The organism is Gillisella terrae (assembly GCF_004801395.1).
Classification (GTDB): domain Bacteria; phylum Pseudomonadota; class Alphaproteobacteria; order Rhizobiales; family Rhizobiaceae; genus Allorhizobium; species Allorhizobium terrae.
The window spans coordinates 86,625-104,105 of sequence record NZ_SSOA01000012.1; the positions used below are offsets into that span (position 1 = coordinate 86,625).

Annotated in this window: 19 protein-coding genes; 11 read left to right on the top strand and 8 right to left on the bottom strand. The window is 54.9% G+C overall.

Translation table 11 applies throughout. The features are described from left to right. Positions 1 to 151: 151 nt before the first annotated feature. A complete protein-coding gene (locus E6C51_RS17685) occupies positions 152 to 859 on the bottom strand; it encodes a DUF3592 domain-containing protein (RefSeq protein ID WP_190236964.1) in 708 nt (235 codons plus the stop codon). A gap of 124 nt (positions 860 to 983) precedes the next feature. Further along, the gene (locus tag E6C51_RS17690) at positions 984 to 1,340 is read right to left on the bottom strand and encodes a YkgJ family cysteine cluster protein (RefSeq protein ID WP_190237001.1); all 357 of its coding nucleotides are present in this window, start codon (positions 1,338 to 1,340) and stop codon (positions 984 to 986) included. Between the two features lie 129 nt (positions 1,341 to 1,469). On the opposite strand from E6C51_RS17690, the gene E6C51_RS17695 reads away from it, so the two are divergent. Beyond that, positions 1,470 to 2,372: a sensor domain-containing diguanylate cyclase gene (locus tag E6C51_RS17695; protein WP_190236965.1), complete on the top strand. Its 903-nt coding sequence runs from the start codon at positions 1,470 to 1,472 to the stop codon at positions 2,370 to 2,372. Between the two features lie 51 nt (positions 2,373 to 2,423). Here the strand turns inward: E6C51_RS17695 and E6C51_RS17700 are convergent, their stop codons facing one another. Then, complete coding sequence (locus E6C51_RS17700; protein ID WP_190236966.1) at positions 2,424 to 3,311, bottom strand: branched-chain amino acid aminotransferase; 888 nt, start codon at positions 3,309 to 3,311, stop codon at positions 2,424 to 2,426. Positions 3,312 to 3,701: 390 nt separating this feature from the next. Here E6C51_RS17700 and E6C51_RS17705 point away from each other — a divergent pair, with 390 nt between their 5' ends. Then, a complete protein-coding gene (locus E6C51_RS17705; RefSeq protein WP_190236967.1) occupies positions 3,702 to 4,142 on the top strand; it encodes a VirK family protein in 441 nt (146 codons plus the stop codon). Positions 4,143 to 4,166: 24 nt separating this feature from the next. On the opposite strand, the gene E6C51_RS17710 is transcribed toward E6C51_RS17705, so the two are convergent. Together E6C51_RS17710 and E6C51_RS17715 are read right to left on the bottom strand one after the other, a co-directional pair. After that, the gene (locus E6C51_RS17710; RefSeq protein WP_190236968.1) at positions 4,167 to 5,759 is read right to left on the bottom strand and encodes a diguanylate cyclase; all 1,593 of its coding nucleotides are present in this window, start codon (positions 5,757 to 5,759) and stop codon (positions 4,167 to 4,169) included. Positions 5,760 to 6,105: 346 nt separating this feature from the next. Further along, on the bottom strand, positions 6,106 to 8,220 hold the full coding sequence (locus E6C51_RS17715) for a S9 family peptidase (protein ID WP_230987421.1): 2,115 nt from the start codon (positions 8,218 to 8,220) through the stop codon (positions 6,106 to 6,108). Between the two features lie 253 nt (positions 8,221 to 8,473). Between E6C51_RS17715 and E6C51_RS17720 the strand changes: the two genes are divergently transcribed. After that, on the top strand, positions 8,474 to 8,863 hold the full coding sequence (locus tag E6C51_RS17720; protein ID WP_146936589.1) for a DUF930 domain-containing protein: 390 nt from the start codon (positions 8,474 to 8,476) through the stop codon (positions 8,861 to 8,863). 187 nt (positions 8,864 to 9,050) lie between these two features. Here the strand turns inward: E6C51_RS17720 and E6C51_RS17725 are convergent, their stop codons facing one another. Next, the gene (locus tag E6C51_RS17725) at positions 9,051 to 9,974 is read right to left on the bottom strand and encodes a LysR family transcriptional regulator (protein WP_190236970.1); all 924 of its coding nucleotides are present in this window, start codon (positions 9,972 to 9,974) and stop codon (positions 9,051 to 9,053) included. A gap of 126 nt (positions 9,975 to 10,100) precedes the next feature. On the opposite strand from E6C51_RS17725, the gene E6C51_RS17730 reads away from it, so the two are divergent. The 3 genes from E6C51_RS17730 (at position 10,101) to E6C51_RS17740 (ending at position 12,224) form a co-directional block, all read left to right on the top strand. Next, complete coding sequence (locus E6C51_RS17730; RefSeq protein ID WP_190236971.1) at positions 10,101 to 10,379, top strand: DUF2798 domain-containing protein; 279 nt, start codon at positions 10,101 to 10,103, stop codon at positions 10,377 to 10,379. Positions 10,380 to 10,485: 106 nt separating this feature from the next. Further along, positions 10,486 to 11,403 carry a bestrophin family protein gene (locus E6C51_RS17735; RefSeq protein ID WP_190236972.1) on the top strand — a complete coding sequence of 306 codons (918 nt, stop codon included), beginning with the start codon at positions 10,486 to 10,488 and terminating at the stop codon, positions 11,401 to 11,403. A gap of 80 nt (positions 11,404 to 11,483) precedes the next feature. Continuing rightward, positions 11,484 to 12,224: a polysaccharide deacetylase family protein gene (locus E6C51_RS17740; RefSeq protein WP_190236973.1), complete on the top strand. Its 741-nt coding sequence runs from the start codon at positions 11,484 to 11,486 to the stop codon at positions 12,222 to 12,224. Positions 12,225 to 12,472: 248 nt separating this feature from the next. Here E6C51_RS17740 and E6C51_RS17745 read toward each other — a convergent pair whose 3' ends face one another. Further along, the gene (locus E6C51_RS17745; protein ID WP_190236974.1) at positions 12,473 to 13,432 is read right to left on the bottom strand and encodes a VOC family protein; all 960 of its coding nucleotides are present in this window, start codon (positions 13,430 to 13,432) and stop codon (positions 12,473 to 12,475) included. Positions 13,433 to 13,636: 204 nt separating this feature from the next. Between E6C51_RS17745 and E6C51_RS17750 the strand changes: the two genes are divergently transcribed. The 5 genes from E6C51_RS17750 to E6C51_RS17770 all read left to right on the top strand — a co-directional run bounded on the left by E6C51_RS17750 (position 13,637) and on the right by E6C51_RS17770 (position 16,725). Beyond that, entirely contained in the window at positions 13,637 to 14,047 is a 411-nt protein-coding gene (locus E6C51_RS17750; protein WP_190236975.1) for a universal stress protein, read from the top strand. Then, entirely contained in the window at positions 14,047 to 14,370 is a 324-nt protein-coding gene (locus E6C51_RS17755; protein WP_407920829.1) for a TraR/DksA family transcriptional regulator, read from the top strand. Before E6C51_RS17750 ends, E6C51_RS17755 begins: the two co-directional genes overlap by 1 nt. A gap of 302 nt (positions 14,371 to 14,672) precedes the next feature. Continuing rightward, a complete protein-coding gene (locus E6C51_RS17760) occupies positions 14,673 to 15,218 on the top strand; it encodes a cytochrome b (protein WP_230987422.1) in 546 nt (181 codons plus the stop codon). Between the two features lie 201 nt (positions 15,219 to 15,419). Then, complete coding sequence (trhA, locus tag E6C51_RS17765; protein WP_146936598.1) at positions 15,420 to 16,073, top strand: PAQR family membrane homeostasis protein TrhA; 654 nt, start codon at positions 15,420 to 15,422, stop codon at positions 16,071 to 16,073. A 139-nt stretch (positions 16,074 to 16,212) separates the two neighbouring features. Next, a complete protein-coding gene (locus E6C51_RS17770; RefSeq protein ID WP_190236976.1) occupies positions 16,213 to 16,725 on the top strand; it encodes a GNAT family N-acetyltransferase in 513 nt (170 codons plus the stop codon). A gap of 7 nt (positions 16,726 to 16,732) precedes the next feature. On the opposite strand, the gene E6C51_RS17775 is transcribed toward E6C51_RS17770, so the two are convergent. After that, complete coding sequence (locus tag E6C51_RS17775; protein WP_190236977.1) at positions 16,733 to 17,470, bottom strand: hypothetical protein; 738 nt, start codon at positions 17,468 to 17,470, stop codon at positions 16,733 to 16,735. Positions 17,471 to 17,481 lie beyond the last annotated feature (11 nt).

A 17,481-nucleotide genomic window follows, 5' to 3' on the forward strand; every position in this document is an offset into this window, starting at 1 on the left:
ACCTACCAATGTTTGTGAAAGCATAATGTTCCAAAATGACAGATGCGTGGCATTTACAGCGTCGTGCGCCACTCATGGCGCACAAAGGGCGCTGTAACACATTTAAGTCGCTGCATAATTTTTCAGGGCAACCTGGAATCCGGTTTTCAGATCAATCCGGGGGTGCGATGACTGTTGACAGGTCAATCATATGCCGTTTGGGCTTTTTGGGATCGACCAGCACGCGCAGCTTTTTTCCCTGCAAACGCGATGTCGGATCAATCCAGATTCTGCCGCTTTCATAGCGTCTCAGGGCACCGGTTGTAGGATCGGCCCCTTGAGCCACCACGCGAAACGGGTACGCTCCGTTGATCTTCACGCTCTCATCCAGATAGACATGCAGAAAATCGGCATCAATGGGGGTGCCGAAGCGCTGAAGCCACCTGATCTTGCTGTCGCCTTTGCGCATGATGATGATGAAAATACTGCCGAGAATGGTGAAAATACTGCCGAGAAGGCCAAATATTATCACGATCAGATAGCGGCCCCAGATGTCGTTGATCACCGCGCTGGACGGGCTTTCAACATCATACATCACATCCACTTTGTCCCCACGCGAAAAGCGCGGCGGGTTGGAGCTGGTGCGGTCAGCCATTTCATGCTGCTGGCCCTTGGCATCGGTAAACTGGACAATCGCTGTGAAAAGATCACCGTTGTTATCACTGTCTCGCTTGCGGGTGAGGTCTGTTACCACGCCTTGGGCGTGCAGGGCGCGTTGCTCAAACTGGTTGTCATAGTAAAATGCGCCACCGCCGCACAGCAGCATGATCACGCCGACGGCCGCAAAAGCGTAGCCCAACAGTCTTATGGATTTACTCATCGCCCCCAACTTCCCGCTTCAAAGAACTGCTTGCCATATAGGGCGCACGGCGCTGGCGGCAACGGTTCTTGGAACGGAGCGGTTTGAAGCCTGTCGCAAGGAATCCTCTTCATTGCAACAGGCTTTAAATCTCGTAAACATCCGGGTCCGGCAGCGCGTCCACGGCAAAGCCAAAGGCTTTGCGGGCGATATGACATTCCGGATCGCCCGGCATGCAATCGCGGCACACTTGCGGGCGCACATCATAGACGGCGCAGCCGACATGCTTGCCCAGTTCGCCGGTAAGCGCGGTGCAGCGACATTGGCCCTTGGCATCGGTTTCAAACCGCATGCCGCTGAGGTCGCTTGCGACAAATTTTTCCGGGATTTTCGCCAGTTGCTCATCGCTTTCCAAAGAGAAGCGCGGCCAATCGGCCTGATAGGCACAGCAGGCACCACAAGACTGGCAATCAAATATTTCAGGCGGCGATGTTTCGATCATGTGTTGTTGTGACAGAGCGGGCACCAGAAGGAAAGCGGGATCATAATGCGAAAGCCGCCTCACATATATTTTTTAACACTTTTTAATTAAGGTATTACTTGTTAAGTGGACGCTATTGCAGATGGTATCATGATTGACGCGCGCGCCGAAGTAGAAAACTCCAATATCATCATGCGGGCCTTTGATCATTTGCCGCTTGCTGTGATCGTTTATGACAAGTCCGGTCGCTTTTACTATATGAACGACATGTTCCGGGAGCTTTATGATCTCGGCGGTGCCGACAACCAAATCGAATCGATTGCAGACATCCTCAATGGTGGCCTGCTGACTGGGTGGGAGGTTGATAGCGCGTCATATCTTGCCACAGTTCTGGACGATCTGGAGAAAAAAGGCGAGCATCGGCACCAGATTGAGGTCAAGGGGCGGATTATCAGCATTCATGATGTGATGATCGACGGGCAGTTGATCATTTCCACGCAGAAGGACATGACCGCGCAGATCAAGCTTGAGCGTGAGATTGCCTATCTGGCGAGTCATGACATGATGACCGGGCTGGCCAACCGCGTCAGCTTTGAAGCGCAGCTTTCACAATCCATTCGCGTGTCTCGTCAATCGGATGAACGTTTTACCGTGTTGATGGCCGATCTTGATCGCTTTAAACACATCAACGACACCCATGGCCATGGTGCGGGTGATCAAGTGCTGAAGGAAATTGCCTGCCGTTTCAGGGCAAGCCTTGGGCATAGTGATTTCGTGGCCAGATTGGGCGGCGATGAATTCATCTTTCTGTGTCGCGGCAATGAAGACAGAGCAGAGGTGCTTGCCTCGCGTCTTGCCTCGGCGGGGCAGCAACCCATCCGCTATGATGGCACGATCTTGTCGGTGGGCGTCAGTGTTGGCTACGCTGTTTTTCCCGATCACGGCGAAAATCAGGAAGCGTTACTGCGCGCCGCCGATCATGCGCTGTATCAGGCCAAGGCCATCGGCAATGGCGTTTTCATGCGCTATCAACCTCCCGACAAGGTGGCGTGATGATCACCTCTGCTGCATAATTTCACCTTAAACCGATGCCGATTTAAGCAATTATGCCCCAGGATGTGCGGCTTTTTTCGCCCATTCCATGTAAAGCTCAAGCGCCTTGGCCGCCATTGGACCATCCTGATAATGGCGATCATCCAGCCGGTTAACCGGGGCCACCTTGGAATAGTTCCCGGAGGTGAATACTTCATCAGCATCAAGGAAATCGGCAACTGACAGGGTCTTTTCCTGCACCTCGACGCCCGCGGAACGCAACAGGGTGATGATGCGCGAGCGGGTGATGCCTGCCAGAAATGTGCGGTTGGCAATGGGGGTCATGACCACGCCATTCTTGACCATAAACACGTTGGAGGATGCGGTTTCGGCCACATTGCCATTCATGTCCAGCGCCAGCGCATTGTCAAAGCCACGACCGCGGGCTTCGACAATCATGCGGCCGGAATTGGGGTAGAGGCAACCGGCTTTGGCATCGGTCATGGCGCATTCGGGCGAGGGGCGGCGAAATGGCGACACGGTGAGCGAATGCGGCTTGGCCGTATTCATCGGCGCTTCAAACAGGCAGAGCGCAAAACGGGTAGACTCTGCATCCGGGGCCACCACCGAGCCGGGCGCGCCATGCTCCGACCAATACATCGGCTTGATATAAATGGCAGTTTTGCCATCGAATTTTGCCACACCTTCCAGCGCCAGCCGCTCGATCTCCTTGGCCTCCATGGTGGGGGTCATGCCCATATTGATGGCGGAACGGTTGACGCGCTGGCAATGCAAATCAAGATCAGGAGCAAGGCCATCAAACCAGCGAGAGCCATCAAACACCGTGGAGCCAAGCCACATGGCATGTGATGTTGGCCCAATCAGCGGCGGGTTGCCATCAATCCAGCGTCCATCAACATAGGTCCAGGTGGGCGTGCGCGGCGCGGTATCGACAGTCATTTCAATCTCCCATTTCCAATGCTGCGGCATGAAAGACCCGGGGCGCTTGCAACGTCAAGGAGAAAATTGCCCGTTTTTCTCTGGATCTGAAATAATGGAGAAATAAGCATCTTTTTTGATGCTATTTAGTCGCCAAACCATTGGTTTTGTGCATGAATTGATCACGAAAATTCATCTATGGCGCGGCAATGACTGCACGGGTAAAACCAACCTCGTCGCACGTGTTTGTTTGTTGATTGCGACATGAGCGCCACCCATACTTCCGAGGTTTTATTGGTTCACCTGCGATAATGGGCCTGCAATAACAGGATTGGGCGGCTGAGAGGTTTGATTTTTCCAAAAAAGCGCCGTGCACATCCTGGAACTTGGCAACTTTCAGAAGGAGACATCATGTTTAAATCAATCGTTTTTGCCAGTGGACTGGCGTTTATGGCCATTTTTCCGCGCGTTGCGGATGCCGCAACGGCGCTCACCACATTACCGGACATCAATGCGGCGCTGAAATCCGGTGCATCGGTGAACTCGGTGGTTGATCTCACAAAATGTACCTCAGCCACCGATCCGAAAAAGACTGGCACCATGCAAGGTGGCTTGAGGATTTCATCATTTCTGATCCGACCAGATCAATCTTTGAGCTTTTCCGACGATCACTTTACCCTCACAACCAAAGACAAAAAGCCGATCTATCAGTTCTTGCGCTATCAGGTGAAGCCCGACAACAGCGCCACCTTTTCGATGACAACCATGGAAATGCCAGAGATGCGTGCGATGGGTGATGCGCTGACCTATCATTGCAAGATCGGCGAAGGATTGCAGTTTTTTGAGCAATGATCCTTGCTTCAGGCGGGTGCCAGATTACTCATGCTCGGCGTGGGGAGTATATTCCCCTGCGACCACGGTCTGGTTTCGTCCTGACAGCTTGGCTTGATAAAGGGCAATATCGGCGCGCTGAACGGCGGTGCGCAGGTTTGTGGGGCTGGGGCCGCAGATGACGAGGCCGGCTGAAAAGGTCGGGCGCATATCGATATTGCCCGGTGGGTTCTGCTGGGCAAACAGGTGATGCCAATGTTCGCTGCGTTGCAAACCGGCGCTGACGTCCGTTGAGGGCAAAACCACCAGAAACTCTTCGCCACCCCAACGAAAGGCATGCTCGTTTGGCTTCAGATCGGCTTGCAAGAGTCGGGCAAACTGGATCAGCACGTCATCGCCTGTTTGATGGCCATAGCGATCGTTGAACATCTTGAAATGGTCGATATCGATCAGAAACACGGCTGTTTCTGTGTTGTCGGTGGTACTTCCCAAAAGGTCGTGCAGAACTTCATGGGCGTGGCGGCGATTGTGCAGGCCGGTGAGGTGATCGCGCGAGGCTTCCTCTTTCAATCGGGTCTGGAGGAGCAGGTTTTCCTTCAGCTTATCGTGCAGGTCTTTCGATAAGGCGGCCAGGCGCAATTCATCGGCCTTGCGTGCGGTTATATCGCGCAAGATCATCATGCGGGCACCGGCACGCCCCCACGGGGCCAGGGACTGGCAGGAAAGCTCATAGGTTTTACCATTGCCACGGAGGCAGATTTCCACGCGGTCCTCATCGCTCGGCCATGGATTGGCCAGCAATTGTGCCAGCTCGGGCGGATCTTTCAGCACCTCGCCAATGGGCTTTCGTGGAATGCCCGGCAGGTGCGTGGCCGCCGGGTTCAGCTCCAGAATCCGTCCTTGCTGGTCCAGCACCACCACGGGATCGGGCAGCATGGCAAAAATTGCATCCCGGCCAATGGGGGGCAGAATAAACAATTCATACACCAGCTGACTGGCCAGCAGGCAGCAACCCGTTGCCACGAAAATAAAAGGCGTCGGATCGTCATTGAACAATCTGAAACCATAGGTGTGGTGGGCAATGTTGCCAATCCATGGCAAAGTCGCTGAGGTGAGCAAAATCCAGATTTGCCGCCGATGAATGCCTCTGGCGTGAACGGAGCGGAGAGCGCCTGTCACCAGAGCAAGCGCCATCATGGCATAAACCACACCCATGACGACAAAAAACATCCAGCCGTGGGCAAAGCTCATGCGTTCTTCGTTCAAAAGCTCCACGTATATGGCGTGATGCCATTGATTGGTCAGGGCCGCGAGGGTCACAAGCGTGGAGATGGCAAAAATCAGTCCCAGATGCCAGCGCTTTTCCAAATGGCGACCGTTGGCATAGGCTATCACGCTCAACGACCAAAACAGCGGTGTCCCCGTGATGCCGAACCACGCCATTTCGCTCAACAGCAATTTTACATGAAGATCAACGCTGTCGTGGCGCAGCAGCACGCAGGCGATCCACCAGATGGCACAGAGACACGACAGGGCAAACGCCTCTCTTCCCGGTGATTTGGGGGCGCGCAAAGTGTGGGCGATAATCAATATCGTCAGGATGATAATGGCTATCAGAAGCCAAATGGGTGTTGCCAAAAGCGTCGCTCCGGTGCGCTACGACCTGTTGCGCATGCGTTTATCGCTGTCCTGTATCCCAAAATACATAAAAAGGATGAAACGCGCTATCGCGCCTCGCATGTCTATGATGCACGACGATATAAGACACAAGTGGCTTCTAAAATACAAATGGCATTGTGTGTTTTGCTAAACGCGCAATGCCATTTTCCAGTAAATTTTTATGGGCTTTTTGAGGCGTATCCATTGCAGCACCGTGCAGCCTATATGGCACACGGTGCTGCAATGCTTTTAATCTGCTGCATAGTTGTTTCCTTAAATCGATTCCGATTTAAGGAATTACGCAGGAGAGAAAGGCAGCCGTAGTTTAGAGTGCCACCTTGATGGCAAAGGCATATTCAAATGCCACTTCCTCCAGCCTCTGGAAACGGCCCGATTTGCCGCCATGGCCTGCTGCCATATTGGTTTTCAAAAGGATCGGTGCCGTGCCCGTGGTGTGTTCGCGCAGACGCGCCACCCATTTGGTTGGCTCCCAATAGGTCACGCGCGGATCGGTGAGACCAGACAGGGCCAGAATTGGCGGATAGGATTTCGGTCCTATGTTGTCATAAGGGCTATAGGCCGCAATCCACTTATACTCTTCTTCCGATTCAATCGGATTGCCCCACTCTGGCCATTCCGGCGGTGTCAGCGGCAGGGTGTCGTCGAGCATGGTGTTGAGCACATCCACAAAAGGCACGGCTGCAATAATGCCGCCAAATTTTTCCGGGGCCATATTGGCCACGGCTCCCATCAACATTCCGCCTGCCGAGCCACCTTCGGCGATGATGTTTTGGTACGAGGTGAACCCTTCCTTGACCAGATGGTCAGCGCTGGCGATGAAGTCTTTGAAGGTGTTGACCTTCTTTTCCATCTTGCCATCTTCATACCATTGAAAACCCTTGTCCTTGCCGCCGCGAATATGGGCGATGGCATAGACGAAGCCACGATCCACCAGCGACAGGCAGGAGGTGTTGAAGCCCGCCGGAATGGTGACGCCGTAAGCGCCATAGCCATAGAGCAGGCAAGGGGCCGAGCCATCCAGTGGTGTGTCCTTGCGATAGAGCAAGGTAACCGGCACGTCTTCGCCGTCATGGGCTTTGGCAAACACCCGGCGGGTGATGTAATCATCCGGGTTGTGGCCCGATGGCACTTCCTGAGTTTTCAACAGCACCCGCTCGCGGGTCGTCATGTTGTAATCATAGAGCTGGCTGGGCGTGGTCATCGACGAGTAGGAAAAGCGGATGACGTCGGTGTCATATTCGGCAGCACCCGACAGGCCAAGCGAATAGGCTTCCTCGGCAAATTCAATCGCATGTTCTTCGCCGCTTTGGCGATCACGGATCATGATGCGCGGCAGGCCATCGCGACGCTCCAGCCAGATCAAATGCCGCGCAAAGGCCATGTGCGACAGGATCAACCGGCCCGGCGTATGCGGCACCAGGTCTTTCCAGTTTTCCCGGCCCGGTGCAGTCACCGGCGCTTCCATGATCTTGAAATCCTTGGCGTCATCGGCATTGGTGAGAATGTAAAACACATCACCGCCTTCGGTCATGGAATATTCCACACCGTCTTCGCGCTCACTGACCAGCACAGGCTCGGCCATCAGGTCGGAGGTCGGCAGCAGGCGGTATTCCGAGGTTTCGTGGTCGTGAATGTCGATATAGATAAAATCATCCAGCAGCGAGCCGCCAACCCCCATGAAGAAGCCGGGGTCTTTTTCCTCATAGACCAGCCGGTCTGCCGATTGCGGCTGGCCGATGATGTGATGAAACACTTTGCTCGGGCGGTGGTTGTCATCTTGCAAGGTGTAGAAAAAGCTCTTGCCATCGGGTGCCCACACGCCGCCGCCTGCGGTGTTTTCCAGCACATCGGGCAGGTCTTCAAAGGTTTTTAAATCGCGGATGCGCAGGGTGTAATATTCCGAGCCCTTGTCATCATAGCCCCAGATGCCAAGCGAATGATCATTGGAATGATCAATGCCGGCCAGGCGGAAATAATCCTTGCCCGCCGCTTCCTTGTCGCCATCCAGCAAAAGCTCGCGAATGCTCTCGTCATGGGGGTTGCCATCACGCGGGATGCGAAAATAGCGTGGTTGCTCGCCGCCGGTCACAAAGGCCGAGCCATAGGCATAAGGTCCGTCTTTCATCGGAATGGAGGAATCATCCTCCTTGATGCGGCCCTTCATTTCATTGAACAGGGTCTTTTGCAGCGCCTTGGTGTCATCCATGGCCGCTTCCATATAGGCGTTTTCCGCCTCCAGATGGGCGCGGATTTCGGGATCAAGAATGGAAGTGTCCTTGAACATCTGCTGCCAGTTATCAGCCCGCAGCCAGGCATAATCATCGGTGCGGGTGATGCCGTGACGGGTATCTTCAAGCGGCTTTTTTGCCGCTTTCGGTGGTTGGGGAAGGTCCGTGAAAATAGATTTAGGAGCTGACAATTTAGGAGCTGACAAGGGATAAATCTCGCTTTGTTCAATGAAAACCTGTGACTGACAAAGAGATAAGCAGGCGCGGGTCATCCTTCAAGCAAAAACCCGGCTTCAAGCAAAAGCCCGGTCGCCTATCGCTGAGTGCATGTTCATTGATGGCAACAGGTTTGAATCACAAACCCGGCATAACCTTAAAAAAAACTGGATTGGCGGCTTTTGAGGTAATACATTCCTCAAAATCGCGATTTATTAGGAAAATACCATGCGCCTTTCCGTTGTATCCTGTTGTTTGACATTGTTTTTTGCTCACGCTGTCAGCGCCATGGATTCGTCGGTCGTTCGCCAACTGGATGCGTTGACGCCGCGTGAGCGTCTGGAGCAACGCTGCGATATTGAAGCCATGAACCGCATTGCCAAGGACAACAAGCAGATGCGCCCCGATAAGGTGATTGCCTACACTTTTGGCAGAGCCAGTGCTTCGGGCAATAAACTGTCGGCTCCCGGTGCGGTGTTTCGCAGCCGCGAGCACTGGTATCGGCTGAAATACACCTGCCAGACCGACAACAAACACCTCGATGTGCTCAATTTCAGCTATCAGATCGGCGCGGAAGTGCCACGCGCCAGCTGGAGCAAATATTATCTCTATAATTGAAGCCTACAGCACCGTGCGCCATATATGGCGCACAAATTATGCAGTAGGACGTATGCTGTTGAGCAATAGGGTTGCTTTTTGTCGATCTCCCTCCTTGTGGGGGAGATGCCCGGCAGGGCAGAGGGGGGTGAGCTATACGGTAAAACGTATGCGTCGTGTACTGTTTGCAATCTAATCCTGACAGACTCTAGATCGGGCGTTTCTTCCATTCAGCCACAACGTGATCGATAAACAGCCGAACCTTTGGCAGCATCGCTTCGCGGTCCTGCACGCAGATATGAAAGTCCAAGGGTTCGGGATCGGCTTCTGCGCCGCTTGCGGCGGAGCCGGAGGTAAACAGTGCCACCACATCGCCCTTGGCCACAAGATCGCGGGCCAGAAACGCGCCAAGCCGCGAAATGCCGGCCCCGGCAACGGTCATGGCGGCAAGCGCGTCAATGTCGTTGCTGATAATCGAGACATGCAGATCCGGCTCAAAGCGGCTGCCATTTCGAAAAAATCCCCAGGGCAGCAGGCGGCCATCAAAGGCCGTGCGAAACAGCAGGCAGTCGTGATGCTTCAGCTCTTCCGGCTCGCGCGGCGTACCGCGCCGGGCAAGATAGTCGGGTGAAGCGCAAATGATAATCGGCACCTCGCCGAGCTTGCGGGTGATCAGCCCGGCACCGCTTGGGCGAAAAAAACGGATGCTGACATCAATCTCGTCGCGAATATGGTCGATGCGCTCATCATTGAGAATAAGCTCAAGCGAGACATCCGGCCAGCGGGCGGAAAAAGCCGGGATCATCGGGGCAATCACATGGCGCCCAAGCGCCTTGGCCACGGATACGCGCAGCCGCCCCTGCGGGCGATCATTCAGCGCAAACAGGGCTGTCTGGGCCATGTCCAGATCTTCGATTACCTGCCGCACCCGCTCAAAATAGATCTTGCCGCCCTCGGTCAGCGCCAAGCTTCGGGTGGTGCGCAGCAAAAGGCGTGTGCCGAGCTGCTGCTCAAGCCGTGCAATGTTCTGGCTGGCGGCTGCCGGTGTTATGCCAAGCTGGCGGGCGGCATTGGCAATGCTGCCCCCTTCCACCGCTTTCACAAAGCTTTCAATACCCCGCAGATTGTCCATTGGCTTTCGATCCGCTCTCTCCATTCGTAAGTCTAGCTTTATACTGAGAATAGCCACCGTGTTCTACCGCAGAAACGCAAGGTGGGGCATCTTCTGCGCAAGAGAGACACACAGGAGAGTTTAAACATGTCATCCTATCAAGCAGATCTTCGAAAGATGCGCCGTTGGTACAAGCTGCATCCGCGCACCGCCCCGGTGGTGTTTGCCTTCTTCATGGCGGGCATCATGGCGTTTTTGATGTGCGCCACCATTGCCTGCGTCAATGGCGGCCTCACCGCAGATTTACCCCGCCGCACCTGGGAATCCTATGTGGTGGCCATGCCGGTGGCCTTCATTTGCGTCATGTTCGTGCGGCCCGTGGTGGTGCGGCTGGTGGCGCTGGTGGTGCATCCCGCTCAACCTTGATCCGCTGAGACCCGATCAAAATGTGATGGTGCGTTGCAACAACTGTGATGGACCAAGTGCAAATGGGGTCCTATACACGAGGCCCCACCCTTGATCGAGTTTCATCATGATTGTTCGTGATCGCCCAACCCTGTTCACTCTGTTTTTCACATTGCGCGGCTCGATTTTGCCCAACATCCTGCCGCAGCTGGTTTTGGTTGCGGTGCTGTCGTCGCTGGTGGTCTTTGGCCATCATGCCTATCCCGGCATTGTGCCCAGTTTCAGCGGCGCTCCCATTGCCATTATGGGGGTGACGATTTCGCTGTTTCTCGGCTTTCGCAACAACGCCTGTTATGACCGCTGGTGGGAAGGGCGCAAATTATGGGGGCAGATGCTGGTGTCTGCCAGAAGTCTGGCCCGCCAGACGCTTGTGCTGGATGTGCGAGGGCAGGCGGCCGCACGGCATCGCATTTTATCCCTGATCATTGCTTTCGGCTTTGCCATGGTGCGGCACCTGCGCCCGCAAGCTGCCTCAAACGCTGGCTTGAGCCGCTTGAATGCGCAGGATATTGCTGAGCTGCAAGCCAGCCGCAACGGGCCGGATCTGCTGTTGCGCAAGGTCTCAGTTGAGCTTGCCACGCTTCAGCAGCAGGGCCATTTGAGCGATGTGGATTTTGCCACGCTGGATCGCAGCCTGTCGGAACTGGCGGGCGTGCAGGGGGCCTGTGAGCGTATTCGCAACACGCCGGTGCCCTTTGCCTATTCCTTGCTGTTGCACCGTACGGCGCATATTTTCTGTTTCATTCTGCCGTTTGGGTTTGATGATGTGCTGGGCTGGTTCACGCCGCTGGCCAGCGCCATTATGGCCTATACATTTTTCGGCCTCGATGCCTTGGGGGATGAACTGGAAGAACCTTTCGGCATGCAGCCCAACAATTTGCCCATTGATGCGATGGCGCGCACCATCGAGATCAATTTGCTGGAAGCGCTGGGCGAGCGCGATTTGCCACCAACCCCTCAGCCGCAGGGTTTTGTGCTGATGTAATGGGTTTCAATTGAAAGTGTCTTGACGACAGACGAAATTGAGCGCTTTGGCTTGCGTAATTCTCCTGTTTGAGTGATCCCATGCGTGTTCTTGATCTTCTGTTTGCCGGTGCAGCTTGCTTTTGTCTTGCCAGCCCGGCCTTTGCTGCCCCTGATGGTCTGGTGGAGCCAAAACTGCATGTGGTGCCATCCAAAAGCGGGCCTGTCCATGTCGCGGTGACGCTGGATGCCTGTATGGGCAAAACCGATATGCGTATTCTCTCGACGCTTTTGGATGAAAATATCAAGGCGACGATTTTTGTCACCGGCCGCTGGATCAAAACCAACCCGCAAGCCGTGGCTGTGCTGAAAAGCAGGCCAGATCTGTTCGAGGTGGAAAACCACGGCGAAAACCACATTCCGGCGGTGGATTTTCCCACCAAGGTCTATGGTATTCCCGCTGCCGGATCGCCGGAAGCGGTGGCCAAAGAGGTCAATGGCGGCGCACAAGCCATGATCGCGGCGGGCTTTCCCGCCCCGCGCTGGTATCGCGATGCCACCGCCAAATATTCTCCCTCGGCCATCACCCAGATCAAGGCCATGGGCTATCAGATCGGCGGCTTTTCCATCAACGGTGATTCCGGCTCGCTTTTGGGCGCAAAACAGACCGAACAGCAATTTGCCCACGCCAAAAACGGCGACGTGCTGATTGCCCACATCAACCAACCCACCCACGCCGCAGGCGAAGGCGTGGCCGCCGGGCTCAAGGCACTCAAAGCCCGCGGCGTGGTGTTTGTGCATCTGGATGGAGCGGTGAAGGCCAAGGCGGCGGTGGTGAATTAAGGGTTTGTCTGGCTCAATCTCACAGTACGTGATGCAAAAAGAAAGACCCCTCCCCACCCTCCCCACAAGGGGGAGGGAGTCTGTTGCATCCTGTGCAAACCTATGATTTCTCACCAAAAATCATTCAAAAGTACACCTTGAGCGACGTATTCGAGGCGCTCCCTCCCCCTTGTGGGGAGGGTTGGGGAGGGGTTACTCAAGCTCATAAATCTTTGTGTCGTGTACCATGAGATTGATCCTCCGCGACTTTAAGCAGCCATCAGCGTCAGCCCAATCCCCCAAGGGTCGTTGAGTTTCACACCTTCGGATGTCTTCGTGGTCGGAATTTCCAACTCTTCCAGCGTTGCCAAAGCCTTGGTGAGCACGGCCGGATCATTATAGGTTAGCGAATAGCCCGAAAGCCCGGTCATGGCCCCTTGGCGCGCCGTGGCACCCCGGCTGTTCCAGATATTGGCGGCGACATGGTGGTGGTATTGGCCGGAGGCGAAGAAGCTGGCACCGGGGTAGGTGGCCATTTTCTTCAGGCCCAGCACGCCTTCATAGAAGCGGTCAGCCTCCGCCACATTGCCCACCTGCAGATGGATATGGCCCACGGCCGAGCCTTCCGGCATGCCATCCCATTCGGGGTTTGCGGCCACGCTGTTGTAAAGCTCTTGCAGGTTCAAGCGCTCGGTTGCCATCTCGACTGTGCCATCGGCATGATAGGTCCATTCCATCGGGCTGCGGTCGCGATAGATTTCGATGCCGTTGCCTTCAGGGTCCGAAAGATAAATGGCCTCGCTGACCAGGTGGTCGGACGCGCCATCCAGTTGCACATTGTTTTGGGCGGCCTGATAAAGCCATTGCCCCAGCGCCTTGCGGCTTGGCAGCAAAAAGGCGTTGTGAAACAGGCCTGCCGCATTGCGTGGTGCCCGTTGCGCGTCCGAGCGGGTGGTGAGGGTCAATAGCGGAGTGCTGGTGGTGCCCAACACAGCACCACTTGCGCTTTTATCCAGCACGCTCAAACCCAGCATCGTCTGGTAAAAGCGCGATGTCATGTCCAAATCCTTCACCACCAGATGGGACTGGCCAACATGCAAGGGGCGGGTGAGGGCGAAGCTTTCTTGCTTTGTGGCAGTCATGGGCTTTTCTCCGGCGATAGCGCGACTTGTGAAGAGGCTGGATGCGGCAACACAGGCGGTTGCAGTGAGCATGTCGCGGCGATCCATTCTTGTCTCCAATTCGGTGATTGTCTGCCCATAACTGTAGGTGGTGTTCATTGTTTAATAAAGATGGAATTTTGGCGATGAATTGTTCGGCAATAATGAACGAATGAGAATTGATCCTAATCAAAGTGCGTAGAACACAACGGGCGCATAGTCCGCTTACAGACCTGCAAAAAGCGGGCCGTAACACACCTGAGGAGAGGTCGCATGTTTAAAACAATCATCGTACCGGTTGAATGCGGACAATTGGACAAGGGCGAGCGCGCACTGAAAAAAGCAGTCTCTCTTTTGGATGATGGCGGGCAGATTGTTCTGGTCACTGTGGTTGAGCAGATACCAACCTATCTTGCCGTTGATATTCCACACGGCATTATGGAAAGCGCCATTGAAGACGGCAGGGTCAAACTGGCAGCCTTGCGCGACAAGCTGGGCCTTGCTGCCGAGGTTGAATTGCGCATCGGCTCACCCGCCCATGAGATTTTGGCGGCTGCCAATGAGCGCCACGCCGACCTCATCATTGTCGCGTCGCATCTGCCCGATTTCTCCAACTATCTGATTGGCGCAACCGCAGATCGCGTGGTTCGTCACGCAAAATGCTCGGTGCTGGTGGATCGTTGATGGCCATGGACACCAGCGGCTACTATCAGACGCTTCTAAAGCGCCGCGCGGAACTCATCAGGCGACTTGGCAAAATTGACCATGATCTTCATGAGCTGCGCAGTCCCGATATGGAAGAGCAGGCGGTCGAGGCCGAAAATGACGAGGTGCTGGAGGGGCTTGGTCATGCTGGCGAGACAGAATTGAAGGGCATCGACGCGGCAATTGAGCGCATTAATAACGGCACCTATGGCCTCTGCGTCTCCTGTGGCACGCCCATCGCGCCAGAGCGGCTTGCCCTGTTGCCTGCTACGCCCTTTTGTCAGGATTGTGCTCGCCATTAGCGCTGTCGAGTTCAAATTGAACCACAGTGCGGGACACAAAGTTTTAGAGCTTGAGTAACCTCTCCCCAACCTCCCCCTTGTGGGCAGGGTGGGGAGGGGCCTTTCTTTTTGCGTTGTGGACTGTGCTCCATGCTGGATCGGGCAGACAACCGCGCGTCATTTCAAAAGGGTTGCTGTGGAAAACAGGCGGATCAAAGCCATAGCCCAGCCGTTACGCGCTTCTCACATTTGGTTTATTTCAATTTTTTGCGACAATGTGGTCCTAATGTGAAGATATTTCTAGTCTTTTTCGGAGATCCCCCGTGACGCTCAACCATGCCCAAACCGCTTACCGATACCGACGTTCGCAACGAATCATGCATTGGACCATGGCCTTGATCATCATTTGCGCCTTGGGATTGGGTCTTTATTGCTCCTATTTGACCCGAGGCTCGCCTGAGCGGCAATTTTTGCTCGAAATCCACAAATCACTGGGCATGACAGCAATGGTGCTGATTGTTTTGCGCATTCCGCTTCGGGCCGTCTATGGCGAGCCCAAGTGGCAGGCAACGCCTTCCACGCCGGTGCGGATCGGCGCGCATGCGGCGCATATGGTGCTTTATGCGCTGATGGTGCTGATGCCCTTGAGCGGCTATATCACCTCCGCCTCTGCCGGGCGCTCTCTTCCATGGTTCTGGCTGTTTCAATGGCCAAATCTGATGCCGGCCGATCGCGCTTTGGGACGTTTGGCCTCAACAATACATGAATATGGTGCCTATGCCTTTTTCGCCATTTTGGGGCTGCATCTGGCGGCTGTCGCCTGGCATCGTCTGATCAAAAAGGACGAAGTTCTGTCGCGCATGACATGATGCAACGCGAAATAAATGGCCTGACCCATTGGCAATGTGTGCTTTTGCCTTCAGATTGTCTTCGTTGCTGATGATTGTCATCAGCAACGTTTAAAAATCGAAGACGCGCTCGGCCCCAGACTCAAACCCAGAGACTCAAACATTGAGAGTCAACGAGGCTTATCTATCGCGATATGCGCAAAAACATGGATGGCAAACAGCATGAGCGATGAATTTCGCTTTGGACGAAAATATGATGTGCCGGAGTTGATTGCCGATGGCGTTGTCCATGGCGTCGGCGTTGTTTTTGCGCTGATTGGCGTGACTGCGCTGATCTTCTATGCCACCGTCTTCACCAGCTTTGGGGCCATCGCTGCCAGCTGGATCTATGGCATTGGCCTGATTTTGGTGATGGGCTGCTCCTTCACCTATAATATGTGGCCGCGATCGAGGTTCAAATCCTACCTGCGCAGGCTCGACCATTCGGCGATTTTTGTGCTGATTGCCGCCACCTATACGCCATTTTTGCAGCGCGGCTCGGATGATCCATGGATTGTGCTGCTGCTGGTTGGCATCTGGGCAACGGCGATTTTGGGCGTCTTTCTCAAATGCCGCTATCCGGGGCGCTATGATCGCCTGGCGATTTTGCTCTATCTGGCCATGGGCTGGAGCGGGCTTTTGGCGTTTCAGCCGCTCTCGGCGCGTCTGCCTGCGGTGACCATGGATCTGATTGTGATTGGCGGCGTGCTCTATTCGGCAGGGGTTATCTTTCACATTTGGGAGAAGTTACGCTTCCAAAATGCCATCTGGCATGGTTTTGTCGTGGTGGCCGCAGCCGTGCATTATTCGGCGGTGGTCACTGCGATCAGCCTGTAATCTTGCGAGAGCCTATCCGGGTGAGATTGAACCAGACAGATTCTTGATTGCTTTGTTTTCGTTTGTCTTTTCAGGAAAACCGGTTCACACTTTTCCCTGAAAAACTCTAAAAATGACAAACTCTAGAAATGGATTTTTCATGACATCTTCTCCTGTTGTTCGCGATGCCCATGACGGCGACCTTGCCGCTATTTGCGATATCTACAACCATGCTGTTGAGCATACCACCGCGATCTGGAATGATGTGCTGATTGATGTTGCCAACCGCAGCATTTGGCTGGAGCAGCGCCGTGCCCGTGGCTTTCCGGTGCTGGTTGCCGAGGTGGATGGCAAGGTGGCGGGCTATGCCTCCTATGGTGATTGGCGGGCCTTTGATGGCTATCGCCACACGGTGGAGCATTCAGTCTATGTTGATAAGGACTGCCGGGGGGCGGGCCTTGGGAAAATATTGATGCAGGCTTTGATTGAGCGCGCCAAAGCGGGCAATGTTCATGTGATGATTGCCGCAATCGAGGCCGGGAATGTGGCCTCCATTGCATTGCATGAAAAGCTGGGTTTTCGTTTGGTGGGTATTCACCGCGAAGTCGGCACCAAATTTGGCCGCTGGCTGGATCTGGCGGCCATGGAGTTGCGGATTGATAACTCTATTTAAAAAAGCTCTATTTAATTGTCGCCCGCACCATTTCGCCGCGAATGGTGACGGCGGGCTTTGCACCCGGCGTGTTGGGCAGGCTGCTATCAATAAACGAGGCTGTGGCTTCCACGACATAGCTGATCTGAGTTGGTACCAGAAAGCGTAAAGTGACATCCATCATCTTGCCGGAAAAGCTGATCGCCTCGCTGTGCATCACCGTTTCAAAAATAGCACTGGCGCGCAGCGCTGCCCCCGATACATCCAGCGTATCAGCATGACCTGTGAGCGCAAAGTCACCGGCATCGGCATTGACCTGCACGGTGGAATAATCGCCCGACAGGGTCATGCGGGCGGCCTGCTGGCGGATGATCACCGCCGAGCCGGGGCGCATATTGGCGGAAAGCTCAATGGTGCAATCGGACCAGTCGAAAAAGCGCGACAGGGCAGAGGTTTCCACCACCAGCGTGTCGCCCTCCACCTGCATGGTGCCATTTTGCGGGCAATCGCGCGCTGCCCAGCCAGAGTGCCACAGCGCGCCCCAGCCATCGCGTCGGCCAATCAGTTGCGCGGAAAACGGTTTGTCCTTTTGGGTGGAGATGCTGATCTGGCTCGCAGAGCCATTGACGCGCAATTTGGAAACGCCGGACAGATCGAGCGGCGGGCTTATGGTTTCGCCCCGGCCCCAGCGAGAGACGGCCCCATCCACGGCCGAGAGGGTGACAAGAGCGGCAAAAATGCCAAGAACAACAGTGCGCTTTTTCATCAGGATTGGCT